12 protein-coding genes are annotated in these 12,634 nt (G+C 67.9%); 3 read left to right on the top strand and 9 right to left on the bottom strand.

Features of this window, described 5'->3' with window-relative positions; genetic code table 11:
- The 7 genes from Q0263_RS14165 to tenA all read right to left on the bottom strand — a co-directional run bounded on the left by Q0263_RS14165 (window position 1) and on the right by tenA (window position 7,653).
- Window positions 1–1,104 carry an acyl-CoA dehydrogenase family protein gene (locus Q0263_RS14165; protein ID WP_298017441.1) on the bottom strand — a complete coding sequence of 368 codons (1,104 nt, stop codon included), beginning with the start codon at window positions 1,102–1,104 and terminating at the stop codon, window positions 1–3.
- Window positions 1,105–1,120: 16 nt separating this feature from the next.
- Complete coding sequence (locus Q0263_RS14160; RefSeq protein ID WP_298017438.1) at window positions 1,121–1,663, bottom strand: carboxymuconolactone decarboxylase family protein; 543 nt, start codon at window positions 1,661–1,663, stop codon at window positions 1,121–1,123.
- Window positions 1,664–2,046: 383 nt separating this feature from the next.
- The gene (locus tag Q0263_RS14155; protein WP_298017435.1) at window positions 2,047–3,957 is read right to left on the bottom strand and encodes an ATP-binding cassette domain-containing protein; all 1,911 of its coding nucleotides are present in this window, start codon (window positions 3,955–3,957) and stop codon (window positions 2,047–2,049) included.
- Entirely contained in the window at window positions 3,954–4,850 is an 897-nt protein-coding gene (prmB, locus tag Q0263_RS14150; RefSeq protein ID WP_298017433.1) for a 50S ribosomal protein L3 N(5)-glutamine methyltransferase, read from the bottom strand. The genes Q0263_RS14155 and prmB overlap by 4 nt, the downstream gene beginning before the upstream one ends.
- Window positions 4,851–4,902: 52 nt before the next feature.
- A complete protein-coding gene (gene dapE / locus Q0263_RS14145; protein ID WP_298017430.1) occupies window positions 4,903–6,051 on the bottom strand; it encodes a succinyl-diaminopimelate desuccinylase in 1,149 nt (382 codons plus the stop codon).
- Between the two features lie 3 nt (window positions 6,052–6,054).
- Window positions 6,055–6,876, bottom strand: a complete 822-nt coding sequence (gene dapD / locus Q0263_RS14140; RefSeq protein WP_298017427.1) for a 2,3,4,5-tetrahydropyridine-2,6-dicarboxylate N-succinyltransferase — start codon at window positions 6,874–6,876, stop codon at window positions 6,055–6,057.
- 93 nt (window positions 6,877–6,969) lie between these two features.
- Complete coding sequence (gene tenA / locus Q0263_RS14135) at window positions 6,970–7,653, bottom strand: thiaminase II (RefSeq protein WP_298017425.1); 684 nt, start codon at window positions 7,651–7,653, stop codon at window positions 6,970–6,972.
- A 141-nt stretch (window positions 7,654–7,794) separates the two neighbouring features.
- Between tenA and Q0263_RS14130 the strand changes: the two genes are divergently transcribed.
- Window positions 7,795–8,415 carry a LysE family translocator gene (locus Q0263_RS14130; protein ID WP_298017422.1) on the top strand — a complete coding sequence of 207 codons (621 nt, stop codon included), beginning with the start codon at window positions 7,795–7,797 and terminating at the stop codon, window positions 8,413–8,415.
- Between the two features lie 20 nt (window positions 8,416–8,435).
- Here Q0263_RS14130 and Q0263_RS14125 read toward each other — a convergent pair whose 3' ends face one another.
- Both Q0263_RS14125 and Q0263_RS14120 read right to left on the bottom strand, forming a co-directional pair.
- Complete coding sequence (locus tag Q0263_RS14125) at window positions 8,436–10,070, bottom strand: acyl-CoA synthetase (RefSeq protein WP_298017419.1); 1,635 nt, start codon at window positions 10,068–10,070, stop codon at window positions 8,436–8,438.
- 12 nt (window positions 10,071–10,082) lie between these two features.
- On the bottom strand, window positions 10,083–11,294 hold the full coding sequence (locus Q0263_RS14120) for an ABC transporter substrate-binding protein (protein WP_298017416.1): 1,212 nt from the start codon (window positions 11,292–11,294) through the stop codon (window positions 10,083–10,085).
- 150 nt (window positions 11,295–11,444) lie between these two features.
- On the opposite strand from Q0263_RS14120, the gene Q0263_RS14115 reads away from it, so the two are divergent.
- A complete protein-coding gene (locus Q0263_RS14115) occupies window positions 11,445–12,230 on the top strand; it encodes an EcsC family protein (protein ID WP_298017413.1) in 786 nt (261 codons plus the stop codon).
- Between the two features lie 17 nt (window positions 12,231–12,247).
- On the top strand, window positions 12,248–12,622 hold the full coding sequence (locus Q0263_RS14110; protein WP_298017411.1) for a hypothetical protein: 375 nt from the start codon (window positions 12,248–12,250) through the stop codon (window positions 12,620–12,622).
- Window positions 12,623–12,634: the final 12 nt, after the last annotated feature.

Genomic DNA, 12,634 nt, shown 5'->3' with positions numbered 1-12,634 from the left:
TCAGGCCGCCTGGCGCTGTTCCAGCGCGTGGATTTCCTTGCGCAGGTGTTTCAGGGCGGGGGTGACGATGGCCACGAACAGGGCCTCGCGCAGACGGCGCTGGGCCGGGCTGCTCATCAGGTAGCCGGCGGCCCCCGCGTGCAGGGCGGCCGACTGGGTGGCCCGCAGGCTCAATTCGGATCCCAGGGCGCGGGCGCGCAGGACGTTGAGCAGCGGCGCGGCGGGGCCCTGGCGGGCCAGGTCGCGCGTCTGCGCCAACAGTTTTTGCAGGGCCGCTTGCAGATCGTCTTCCTGGTCGTCCAGGTAGCAGTTCACGTGGGGCAGGCGCTGGTTGGTGGCGTGGATGGTGTCCAGACTGGCCTGGACCAGGCCCGCGCCCATGCCGATCTGCATCAGCAGGAAGCCGGGTTTGAAGCCCTGCACGTAATCGTCGAAATGTTCCGGGCCGGACAGCACGTCCTGGGGAGGCACGAAGACGTCTTTCAGGCGGACGCCGTAGGTGCCGCTGCCTTCCAGTCCCGCGAACGTCGGGCAGGCGCGCAGCGTCAGGCCCTCGGCGCCGGGCGGGATGGCGAACATGACGTAGCCGCCGTCATCCAGGGCCGCCGCCACGATCAGCAGGTGATCTGGCCCCAGGTTCGAGACCCAGGGCAGGGCTCCGCTGATGCGATAGCCCTCGCCTTCCCGGCGGCCGCGCAGATTGATGCGTTCGATGCCGGCCAGGTGCTTGACGGCGTTGGACATGCCGGTGCCCGCCAGCAGGCTGCCGCTGGCGACCGCCTGCAGGTAGCGGTCCTTGGCTGCGGCATTGTCGCTGCGATGCAGGTACCAGGCGCAGGTGGCCTGGCACCAGGCCAGAAACGCGGTCGATCCGCAGGTGCGCGCGACCCGGGCGATGATGTCGATCTGGGCGGGCAGATCGCCGCCCAGGCCGCCGGCCTCGACCGGCAGGGCGGCGCCAAAGCCGCCCAGACGGCCCAGGGCCTGCAGGAATTCGCCGGGGTACAGGCCCTTGTCGATGGCTTCGACGTGGGGGTCCAGCGAGTCGCGGATCAGTTGATCGATCCTGCCGTCCGTGTCGGCAGGCAGCACTGCGTGTGTCATGGTGCGTCCCTGTCGTTCAGGCGTAGGCCTGGAGTTCCGGGTTGATGGGGGTGCGGGCCAGATTGTTGGCGTAGTTGCACAGGGTGGCCAGGCTGACGCCCAGGACCACGTCCAGGGCCTGGGCGTCGGTGTAGCCCGCGGCCCGCAGGTCGGCCAGGGCCCGGTCGTCGACCTGGCCGCGGTGTTCCAGCACCTGCAGGGTGAACTGGGCCAGGGCGTTCAGTTTGGGATCGGACAGGGCCTGGGTGCCGCGCAGGGCGTCGATGAATTCCTGGGGCAGCTGCAGTTTCTTGGCGGCGATCTTGGTGTGGCCGGCGACGCAGAAGCCGCAGCCGTTATAGGTGGCGGCAGTGATCTGGACGATTTCGCGTTCGGTGGGGGTGAGGCTGTTGCGGCCGTTGATGGCGCCGACGACCTGGTAGGTTTCCAGGGCGGTGGGGGCGTTGGCGAGGACGCCCAGGAGGTTGGGCAGGAAGCCGCTGGCTTTTTCGGCGGAGCGCAGGCGTTCCTGGGCTTCGGCGGGGGCGGATTCGACGGACTGGATGGGGAGACGGCTCATGGTGAATGAAGTGGGCTAGGTTTAGACCTGTTCATTCTATGGAGCCGGGTTCTAATAGCGAACGACTATAAGAATATTAAATTATTCAGATTTGGAATATAGAGGGCGTGTGGGGGAGCTCGTGGGTGGGAGCTCGTGGGTGGGAGCTCATGGGTGGGAGCTCATGGGTGGGAGCTCATCGCCGTGGCGAGGGGGCTGCGGGGACCGGTCGCGATTTGGCGGCTGCGCCGGAGGTGGACGAGTGAGCTCCAACAGCCCCCGCAGCCCCCTCGCTACGGCGATTGACGAGGATTGTGGCGGTGCTCTGGCTGCGCTTTGGCGGGCGGCTCCCGATGGCGGCGTTTGCCTCAAGGACAGTCATGTCCTTGACGCTGGCAGAGCGCTTAGAGCGCTTCGATTTCCGTCTGGATGTCCAGCCATTCCTCTTCGGCGGACTGCAGGGTCTTGCTGAGTTCGCCGTGTTCGGCCAAGAGGGCGGGGCGCGTGTCCTTATGCGCATCCGTGTAGAAGGCGGGGTCGGCGATCAGGGCGTCCAGTTCGGCCAGCCGGGTCTGGGCGCGGGCCATGGCGTCCTCGACTTTTTTCAGGCGGGTTTCCAGCGGCTTGCGGCGGGCGGCCAGTTGCTGGCGGGCCTGGGCTTCTTCGCGGCGCTGGGTCTTGCGGTCGGTGGTCGGGGCGGCGGTGGCGCGGGCGGCCTGGTTCTGCTGGGTCTGGCGCTGCTGCAGCCAGTCGCGGTAGTCTTCCAGGTCGCCGTCGAAGGGCTGGATGCCGCCGTCCGCGACGATCCAGAAGGTGTCGACGGTGGTGCGCAGCAGGTGGCGGTCGTGCGAGACCAGCAGGACGCTGCCGGGGAATTCGGCCAGGGCGCGGGCCAGGGCTTCGCGGGTGTCCACGTCCAGGTGGTTGCTGGGTTCGTCCAACAGCAGCAGGTTGGGCTTGCGCCAGACGATCAGGGCCAGGGCCAGCCGCGCTTTTTCGCCGCCCGAGAAGGGGGCCACGGGCTGGTTGACCATGTCGCCGCCGAAGCCGAAGCCGCCCAGCATGTTGCGCAGTTCCTGTTCCCGGGTGTCGGGGGCGATGCGGGCGAAGTGCTGCAGCGGGCTGGATTCGGGGTCCAGGACGTCCAGCTGCTGTTGGGCGAAATAGCCGATTTCCAGGCCCTTGGCGGGCTGGACCTGGCCGGCCAGCGGGGCCAGTTCCCGGGCCAGGGTCTTGACCAGGGTGCTCTTGCCCGCGCCGTTCACGCCCAGGATGCCGATGCGGCTGCCGCCGCGCACCATCAGGCTGACGTCTTTCAGGATGGTGCGCGGTTCGCCGCCGGTCGGGCCGGCGTAGCCCAGGGCGGCGTCTTCCAGGCGCAGCAGCACGTCCGGGGTCTGCACGGGATCGGGCAGGCGGATGTCGATGCCGGATTCCACGGCCAGGGGGGCCAGGGTCTGCATGCGGGCCAGGGCCTTGACGCGGCTTTGCGCCTGTTTGGCCTTGCTGGCCTTGGCCTTGAAGCGGTCGATGAAGGACTGGAGGTGGGCGGTTTCCCGGGCCTGTTTCTGGCGGGCCAACTGGTTCTGGCGCAGGCGTTCGGCCCGCTGTTCCAGGAAGTCTTCGTAGCCGCCCTTGTAGCGGACCAGCTTGCCGTTCTCGAAGTGCAGGATGACGCGGGCGACCGCGTTCAGGAACTCCGTGTCGTGGGAAATCAGCAGGACGGTGCCCGGGTAGCCGCCCAGCCAGCGTTCCAGCCACAGCATGGCGTCCAGGTCCAGGTGGTTGGTGGGCTCGTCCAGCAACAGCAGGTCCGACGGCGCCATCAGCGCGCGGGCCAGTGCGATGCGCATCTGCCAGCCGCCGGAAAAACTGGCCACCGGCCGCGCCCATTCGTCGGGTGCGAAGCCCAGGCCGGCCAGCAGTTGTTCGGCGCGCGACGGGGCGCTCCAGGCCTCGGCTTCGACCAGGGCGGATTCCAGCTCGGCGATCTGCTGGCCCTGGTCGGGATCCAGGGCGGCCCGCCGCGCCTGCAGGTCGCGCAGGTGGCGGTCGCCGTCGATGACGAATTCGCGGGCGGCGCGGTCCGTGTCGTGCAGGATCTGCTCGACGCTGGCCAGCCGCCAGGCAGCGGGAATGTCCAACGATCCGGAGTCCGGGTCGATCTGGCCTTGCAGCAGCGCGAAGAGCGACGATTTCCCGGCGCCGTTCTTGCCGACGAAGCCCACGCGCTCGCCCGGATGCACGACGAATTCGGCGTCTTCCAGCAGGACCTTGACGCCGCGCCGCAGGGTCAGGCCGGATGCGCGGATCACGCCGCCAGCTGCGCGCGGCGCAGCAGCAGGATCTGGTCGCTGGCGGTCTCGGTGCTCAGCCAGATGGGATCCAGATCCGGGAACGCCGCCTGGAAGTGCGCCTGTTCGTGGCCGATTTCCAGGACCAGCAGGCCGTCGGGCGTCAGATGGTCGGGGGCCTTGTCCAGGATGCGGCGCACCAGGTCCATGCCGTCCGCGCCGCCGGCCAGGGCCATGCGCGGCTCGTGCCGGTATTCGGGCGGCAGGGCCGTCATCGCCTGGCTGTTGACGTAGGGCGGGTTGCAGACGATCAGGTCGTAGCGGCGATCGGCCGGGATCTGCGCGAACAGGTCGCTGCGCAGCGCCTGCACGCGACCCTGCAGTTCGTGCAGGGCGATGTTGGACTGGGCCACCGCCAGGGCGTCGGGCGAGAGGTCGACCGCGTCGACCTGGGCGGAATCGAAGGCCAGGGCCGCCAGGATCGCCAGGCAACCCGAGCCGGTGCACAGGTCCAGCACGTATGTCACGGCGTCGGGATCTTCGATCCAGGGCGTCAGCTGTTCGGCCAGCAGTTCGGCGATCGGGGAGCGCGGCACGATGACGCGCTCGTCCACCAGGAAGCGCTCGCCCTGCAGCCAGGCCTCGCCCGTCAGGTAGGCGGCGGGCTTGCGCGAGGTGACGCGTTCGTGGATCAGGTCGACGCAGCGCAGACGCTCGCGCTCCAGCAGCCGGGCATCCAGGAAGGGCTCCAGGGTGTCCAGCGGCAGGTGCAGGGTGTGCAGCAGCAGGTAGACGGCTTCGTCCCAGGCATTGTCGCTGCCATGGCCGAAGACCAGGTTGGCGCCGCGAAAGCGGGTCACGGCCCAGCGCAGCAGATCGCGCAGGGTCAGCAGTTCGGTGTGGGGAGAAGCCATGGTTGGACGGGTGCGTTCCGGTGGAGCAGGGGCCGGGCCGGCGCGGCGCGGATCAGCCGCGTTCCGTGTCGGGCAGCAGCGTTTCCAGGACCCTGCGGTAAATGTTCTTCAAGGGGACCAGATTGTCCAGGGGCAGGCATTCGCCCACCTGGTGGATGGTCCGGTTCAGGGGGCCGAATTCGACGACCTGAGGGCACAGGCGGGCGATGAAGCGGCCATCGGACGTGCCGCCGGTGGTCGACAGTTCCGCCCGCGCGCCGGTCTCGTCCGAGATGGCCGATTGTAGCGCAGCGCACAGGGGGCCCTGCGGCGTCAGGAAGGGCAGTCCGCTGATGGTCCAGGCGATGTCGTAGTCCAGGCCGTGGCGGTCCAGGACGGCGATGAGCCGGGCCTGCAGGTCGTCCGGGGTGCTGGCCGTCGAGAAGCGGAAATTGCAGTCGATGGCGGCGATGCCGGGAATCACGTTGCCGGCGCCCGTGCCCGCGTGCAGGTTCGAGACCTGGAAGGTCGTGGGGGGAAAATAGTCGTTGCCTTCGTCCCAGCGGATCGCGGTCAGTTCCGCCAGGGCGGGGGCCAGTTCGTGAATCGGGTTGCGGGCCAGGTGCGGGTAGGCGACGTGCCCCTGGACGCCGCGCACGGTGATGCGGGCCGACATCGAGCCTCGGCGCCCGTTCTTGATCGTGTCGCCCAGGCGGTTGGCCGAGGTGGGCTCGCCGACGATGCAGTAGTCCGGCTTTTCGTCCCGGGCTTCCAGCACGCGGCAGACGTGCACGGTGCCGTCGGTGGCGGGGCCTTCCTCGTCCGAAGTCAGCAGCAGGGCGATGGAGCCGGCATGCTTCGGGTGGGCGGCGATGAATTCCTCGGCGGCCACCACGAACGCCGCCACGGACGTCTTCATGTCGGCGGCGCCGCGGCCCACCAGCATGCCTTCGGTTTCGGTCGGTTCGAACGGGGGGCTGGGCCAGGCGGCCTCGGGGCCGGGCGGTACGACGTCGGTGTGGCCGGCGAAGACCAGCAGGGGCCTCGCCGCGCCGCGCCGCGCCCACAGATTGCTGACGCCGCCGCTGGGCAGGGCTTCGCAGGAGAATCCCAGGGGCCGCAGCCGCTCGGCGATCAGGTCCTGGCAGCCGGCGTCGTCCGGCGTGACCGAGGGGCGGGCGATCAGGGCGCGGGTCAGCGCGCGGACGTCGGCATCGGCCATGGCTCAGGCCCTCAGCAGCTCGTTGATGCTGGTCTTGGCGCGCGTGCGGGCGTCGACGCGCTTGACGATCACCGCGCAGGCCAGGCTGTGGCTGCCGTCCGCGGAGGGCAGGGAGCCCGGCACCACGACGGAGCCGGACGGCACCCGGCCGTAATGGACCTCGCCCGTGGCGCGGTCGTAGATCTTCGTGCTCTGCGAGATGAAGACGCCCATGGCCAGGACGGAATTCTCCTCGATGATCACGCCTTCGACGATTTCCGAACGGGCGCCGATGAAGCAGTTGTCCTCGATGATGGTCGGACCGGCCTGCAGGGGTTCCAGCACGCCGCCGATGCCCACGCCGCCCGACAGGTGCACGTGGCTGCCGATCTGGGCGCACGATCCCACCGTAGCCCAGGTGTCCACCATCGTGCCTTCGCCTACGCGGGCGCCGATGTTCACGTAGGACGGCATCAGGACCACGTCGGGGCCGATGTAGGCGCCGCGCCGCACCGTGGCCGTGGGGACGACCCGGAAACCCGCCTGCTGGAAGTCGGCCGGGGAATAGTCCTGGAATTTCAGGGGCACCTTGTCGTAGTACAGCTGGGGGGACTGGCCCATCACCCGGTTGTCCGACAGCCGGAAGGACAGCAGCACGGCCTTCTTGACCCACTGGTGGACCTGCCATTGGCCGTCGATCTTTTCCGCGACGCGCAGGGATCCGTCGTCCAGGCCCGCCAGGGTCTGTTCGATGGCCTGGCTCAGGTCGGCGGGCGGCTGGCCGGGACGCAGGGATGCCCGGTCTTCCCAGGCGGATTCGATGAGGTTCTGGTGGGCGGTGTGCATGATGGCGGGGCGGGTTCCGGGTCGCGGGGAAAAGTCGAACCGACGATTTTATCAGTGTGTCCCTTGCGCGTCGGCCTCGCGTTCAATTGGCTGTCAGGCGGCGTCCAGCCCCATCTGCCAGAAATCGATTTCCAGGCGGGTGGCGTCATGGAAGAGGCGAGCCAGTTCGTCCAGCCGGCGCGGGGACTGCTCCGCCAGGCGCGCGTCCAGCCAGCGGCGCTCTTGGTCGGCGGCCGCCTGGAATTCTTCGCCGGCGTACATGTCCAGCCAGGAGGCGTAGGGATTCCCGGCCCCCTGGACCGTGAAGGGCTGGTCGCGCAGCCACAGGGCGATGTCCGCATAGCCGATCAGGCAGGGCGCCAGCGCCACGTGCAGGTCCAGGAGGTCGCCGCGCAGGCCGGCGTCCAGCACGTAGCGGGTGTAGGCCATGGTCTGGGTCGCTTCGGGCAGTTCCGCCAGTTCCGTTTCGGGGATGCCCCATTGCCGGCAGTAGTCCACGTGCAGCTGCATTTCCAGGTCGACGATGGCTTTCAGGCTGTCGCAGCCCTGGCGCAGTTCGCCGATGTCGCGGCTCTTGTAGACCGCCAGCCCCCAGGCGCGGGCGAAATGGATCAGGAACAGGTAATCCTGCTTCAGGTAGTGGCGGAACGCCGCGGCCGGCAGGGCGCCCGCCGCCAGCTGGCGCACGAAATCATGCCGGCAGTATGCCAGCCAGCTGGCTTCGTGGCGCCGGATCAGGGTGTCGAGCGAGGCGGGGGTATGGCTGTGTCGTGTCATGGCGTCAATCCGATGTCGGGGGTTGGGCGGCAGCAGTACACTAACGCATCCTGGACCGGCCTGCATTTCCCGCACGACGGTTTCGTTGCGGATCCCCGCGGCCCCATGTGCGCGGGCGCGGATTCAAAGGCCATTTCCACCATGACTTCGGCGACGTTCTCGCTCTTTCTGCTGACCTTTTTTCTGGTGTCGCTGACGCCGGGCATGTGCATGATGCTCTCGCTCAGCCTGGGGATGACCGTCGGCGTGCGGCGCACCGCCTGGATGTGGGTGGGGGAACTGGTCGGCGTGGGCACCGTCGCGGCGGCGTCCGTGCTGGGCGTGGCCACCGTGCTGCTGCAGTACCCGCCGCTCTTCACCGCCTTCAAATTGGGCGGCGGCGCCTATCTGGTGTGGCTGGGCATCGAGATGTGGCGCTCCAGGGGTTCGCTGGCCATTCCCGAAGTGGCCGATGGTGCGCGTGCCCCGCGCCGCCTGCAACTGGCCACGCAGGGGCTGGTGACGGCCATCGCCAATCCCAAGGGCTGGGCCTTTTTCATCGCCCTGTTGCCGCCCTTCCTGAATTTCGACCAGCCGATGGCCCCGCAGCTGAGCCTGCTGCTGGCCATCATCCTCAGCATGGAACTGTGCTGCCTGATCCTGTATGCCATGGGCGGCTCGGTCGCCCGCGCCCTGCTGGCCCGCCGCTCCAACGTACAACTGATGAACCGCGTCTCCGGCGTGTTGATCGCCGGCATCGGCGTCTGGCTGATGCTGGACTGACGCCCGGGCCGGCGGCCGGCCTATGAGGCCGGGTGCTGCTGGTGCAGGTCGCGCAGCGCCTTGCGGATCACCTTGCCGGTGGTCGTCATGGGCAGCGCGTCCATGAACTCGATCAGGCGCGGGTATTCGTGGGCGGCGGCGCGCCGCCGGACGTGGTCCTGAATTTCGGCGATCAGCGCGGCGCTGGGCTGGAAGCCTTCCTTCAGCACGATGCAGGCCTTGACGATTTCGGTGCGCTCGGGGTCGGGAACCCCGATGACGGCGGCCATCCGCACGGCCGGGTGGCTGATCAGGCAGTCTTCGATCGGTCCCGGGCCGATGCGGTAGCCCGCGCTGGTGATGACGTCGTCGCCCCGGCCCTTGAACCAGAGATAGCCGTCCGCGTCGCGCATGCCGCGATCCCCGGTGACCAGGAACTCGCCGATGAAGGCATCGGCGGTGGCGCGCGGATTGGCCCAGTATTGCAGGAACATCACCGGGTCCGGGCGGCGCACGGCGATGTGGCCTTCGGTGCCGTCGGGCACGACTTGGCCGCGCTCGTCGATGATCCGCACGTCGTGGCCGGGCACCGGCCGGCCCATGGCCCCCGCGCGCGGCTCGAACAGGGCCGAGCATGAGGACACGATCATGTTGCACTCGGTCTGCCCGTAGAATTCGTTGATCGTGACCCCCAGGGTCTTGCGTCCCCAGTCGATCAACTGGGCGCCCAGCGTTTCGCCGCCGCTGGCGACCGAAACCAGCCGCAAGGCGCCGTATCGTTCCGGCGCGTCCAGCGCGCGCAGCATCTTGAGGGCGGTGGGCGGCAGGAACGTATGGCTGACCTGGTGCCTGGCCATCAGCCGCCAGGCCTGTTCGGCGTCGAATTTGCCGAAGCGGTGCGCCAGGACGGCGACACCGTGGTGCCATGAGGGCATCAGGACGTCCATCAGGCCGCCGATCCAGGCCCAGTCGGCCGGCGTCCACATGAGGCGCGCCCGGTCGGGGAAGAAATTGTGCGAGATCTCGACCCCCGGCAGGTGCCCCAGCAGCATGCGGTGGGCGTGCAGCGCGCCCTTGGGTTTGCCGGTCGTGCCCGAGGTGTAGATGATCACCGCCGGGTCGTCGGCCAGGGTGTCGTGCGGCGTCAGGACATTGCCCTGCTGGGATTCGATGGCGCCCCAGAAGGCGTTCTCGTCCTGCCGCGCGGCGTCGATGTTCAGCACGCAGCGCAGTTCCGGCAATGCGTCCCGGATGGCCGCGATCTTGCCCATGCCTTCCGTGTGGGTGACCAGCGCCCGCGCGCCGGAATTGCCCAGCCGGTATTGCAGGGCATCGGTGCCGAACAGCGTGAACAGGGGCACGGCGATGGCCCCGAGCTTGTAGACGGCCAGGTGGGACAGGGCCGTTTCCAGCGACTGGGGCAGCAGGATGCCGACCCGATCGCCGGGCTCCACGCCCCGCGCCCGCAGCGCCAGGGCCAGTTCGTCGGACCAGCGTTTCAGCTGATCGAAAGTGTATCGGTCGGGCGGCGAGTCGCCGCGGTCCACGATCAGGGCGAGACGACCGCTGCCGTCGGCCCATCGGTCACAGACGTCCGTGCCGATGTTGTAGTGCGCCGGGATGGTCCAGGAAAAATCCTGGCAGGTCCGGGCATAGTCCTCTCGCGCCTGAAGCATGTCGGTCTCCGGTCAGCCTTTCAGCAGGGCGCAGGTCGATTCGGATTCGGGTCCATAGACCGATTCGGCCGGCAGCGTGCGCACGATGTTGTAGTAATCCCACGGGGCCTTGGACTGGTCGGGTTTCTTCACTTGGGCCAGGTACATGTCGTGCATCATCAGGCCGTCCTTGCGCACGTAGCCGTTCTTGACGAACATGTCGTTGATCTTGTGGGACTTCAGGTACTGCATGATGGCGTCGCCATCGTCAGTGCCCGTGGCCTTGACGGCTTCCAGATAGTTCTTGGCCACCGAATAATCGCCCGCCTGCAGGAACGAGGGCGCGCGCTTGTGCTGGTCGAAGAAGCGCTTGGACCACGCGCGGGAATCGTCGGACTGGTTCCAGTACCAGGGCGTGGTCAGGTACAGCCCCGCGGTGTTCTCCAGCCCCAGCGAATGGATGTCGTTGATGAACACCAGCAGGCCGGCCAGCTTCATGGTCTTGGTGATGCCGAATTCCTTGGCGGCCTTGGCGGAATTGATGAAGTCGCCGCCCGCGTTGGCCAGGCCCAGCACTTGGGCACCCGAGCTTTGCGCCTGCAGCAGGAAGGAAGAAAAGTCGGAGGTGGCGATCGGCGCGCGCACGGCGCCCAGGACCTTGCCGCCGTCCTTCTTCACGACCTTGGCGGTGTCCTGTTCCAGGGAATGGCCGAAGGCGTAGTCGGCCGTCAGGAAGAACCAGGTCTTGCCGCCTTCGCGCACCACGGCGGAACCGGTGCCGTTGGCCAGCGCCATCGTGTTGTAGGCGTAGTGCACGGTGTAGGGCGTGCATTTTTCATTGGTCAGCTGGGACGAGCCTGCGCCGATGGCGATGAAGGGTTTTTTCTTTTCAGCGGCTACGCCGGCCATGGCCAGGGCCGTGGCGGAATTGGTGCCGCCGATCAGCATGTCCATGTGCTGGGTGTCGAACCAGTCGCGGGCGCGGGCCGAGGCGATGTCGGCCTTGTTCTGGTGGTCGGCGGTCAGCAGTTCGATCTTTTTCCCGTTGATCTCGCCCCCCATGTCGGCGATGGCCATGCGGATGGCGTCGGCCCCCGCCTGCCCGTCGATGTCGGCGTACACGCCGGACATGTCGGCGATGAAGCCGATGCGGATGACGTCATCCGAGATGCCTGCGGCGTGGGAAGGCAGGCTGACGCCAAGGCCGAAGACGGCCATCGCGGCCGCCAATGCGGTCTTTTTCATGTGTTTGTCTCCTGAGTTTGCTGTTTTTTTCCGCTTGCGCGGCGCAAATCACAATACCAGAGGCGTGGCGGCGCTGTCGAGAATTCCGGCGATCCGGCGCACAATGCCCATATGGATCGACGAGAACAGAACGACGCAATGGATAGGCCCTTGGACGTTGCCGACCTGGAGGCCCTGAAGGCGGCCCGTCGGCTGCTGGAAAACCCCGGCCTGGCGGCCCGCATGACCGACCTGATCGGCGCTCCCATCGAAAAGGGCCTGGGCATGCTGCCCGCCAGTTGGCATGGGCGGATCGCCGATCTGACCAGGACGGCGCTGAGCAAGGCGGCCGATGCGGCCATCTTCACCTTGGAGGATGTCCCGGGCGGGGGCAGCAGCGACAAGTGGCACAAATGGGGCGCGGCGCTCAGCGGCGGGGTGGGGGGATTCTTCGGCATCGCCGGCCTGGCCGTGGAGCTGCCCGTTTCGACGACCTTGATGATGCGCTCCATCGCGGCCATCGCCCGCAGCGAGGGCGAATCGCTGCGGGACGCCGATACCCGGCGGGCCTGCCTGATGGTCTTCGCCATGGGCGGCCGGGCGGATGCCGATGACGCCGCCGAAAGCGGCTACTACGCCGTGCGCGTGGCCCTGGCCCGGGCCGTCGGCCAGGCCGCCGATTATCTGGGCGCCAAAGTGGCGGCGGACAAGGCGGCCGCGCCCGCCATGGTCCGCCTGATCTCCATCGTCGCCGACCGCTTTGGCATCCAGGTCACGGAAAAGGTCGCCGCCCAGGCCGTCCCGGCGCTGGGCGCCGCCGGGGGCGCGGTGATCAATACGCTGTTCATCGACCACTTCCAGGACGTGGCGCGTGGACATTTCATCGTCCGCCGGCTGGAACGCAAGTACGGAGAGGACGCGGTGCATGCGGCCTACCTGGCTCTGGAAAGCCGCTGAAACAGGCGATATTGTCTATGTTCGATTTCAAAGAAACATCGGAAAACTTCGGCAGGGCCCTGGAAACCACGGTCCAGGGCCTTGTCGACGAGTACCGGCCCCAGCTGAAGCAGGACGTCGATGATGCGATCAAGAGCGCCGAGCGGTCCTTCGAGGCGGCCGCGGCCGCCGGCATCGACAGGCTTTCCGGCGAATTGAACCGGCAGATCGACCATCTGAAGCGGCAGACCGACGATTCGATCCTGTTGGCCAGGTCGGAGATGGCCGCGCTGGTGTCCGATTCCCTGAGTCAGTTCAAGCGGCGCATCGTCGGGCCGGCCGTATGGCTGGTGTGTTTTCTGCTGATGGCCCTCGCAGGGACGGTCGGGTTCCTGTTGGGCGCCGCCTGGTGAGCTTTCAGATCG

Source organism: uncultured Castellaniella sp. (assembly GCF_937988725.1).
Lineage (GTDB): Bacteria > Pseudomonadota > Gammaproteobacteria > Burkholderiales > Burkholderiaceae_B > Castellaniella.
This window is presented reverse-complemented; position numbering and strand designations above follow the sequence as displayed.

Excerpts from the sequence above, each read along its gene's own strand:
- Q0263_RS14165 (WP_298017441.1), bottom strand. The coding sequence starts at position 1,104 with ATGACACACGCAGTGCTGCCTGCCGACACGGACGGCAGGATCGATCAA.
- Q0263_RS14160 (WP_298017438.1), bottom strand. The coding sequence starts at position 1,663 with ATGAGCCGTCTCCCCATCCAGTCCGTCGAATCCGCCCCCGCCGAAGCC.
- prmB (WP_298017433.1), bottom strand. The coding sequence starts at position 4,850 with ATGGCTTCTCCCCACACCGAACTGCTGACCCTGCGCGATCTGCTGCGC.
- dapE (WP_298017430.1), bottom strand. The coding sequence starts at position 6,051 with ATGGCCGATGCCGACGTCCGCGCGCTGACCCGCGCCCTGATCGCCCGC.
- dapD (WP_298017427.1), bottom strand. The coding sequence starts at position 6,876 with ATGCACACCGCCCACCAGAACCTCATCGAATCCGCCTGGGAAGACCGG.
- tenA (WP_298017425.1), bottom strand. The coding sequence starts at position 7,653 with ATGACACGACACAGCCATACCCCCGCCTCGCTCGACACCCTGATCCGG.
- Q0263_RS14130 (WP_298017422.1), top strand. The coding sequence starts at position 7,795 with ATGACTTCGGCGACGTTCTCGCTCTTTCTGCTGACCTTTTTTCTGGTG.
- Q0263_RS14125 (WP_298017419.1), bottom strand. The coding sequence starts at position 10,070 with ATGCTTCAGGCGCGAGAGGACTATGCCCGGACCTGCCAGGATTTTTCC.
- Q0263_RS14120 (WP_298017416.1), bottom strand. The coding sequence starts at position 11,294 with ATGAAAAAGACCGCATTGGCGGCCGCGATGGCCGTCTTCGGCCTTGGC.
- Q0263_RS14110 (WP_298017411.1), top strand. The coding sequence starts at position 12,248 with ATGTTCGATTTCAAAGAAACATCGGAAAACTTCGGCAGGGCCCTGGAA.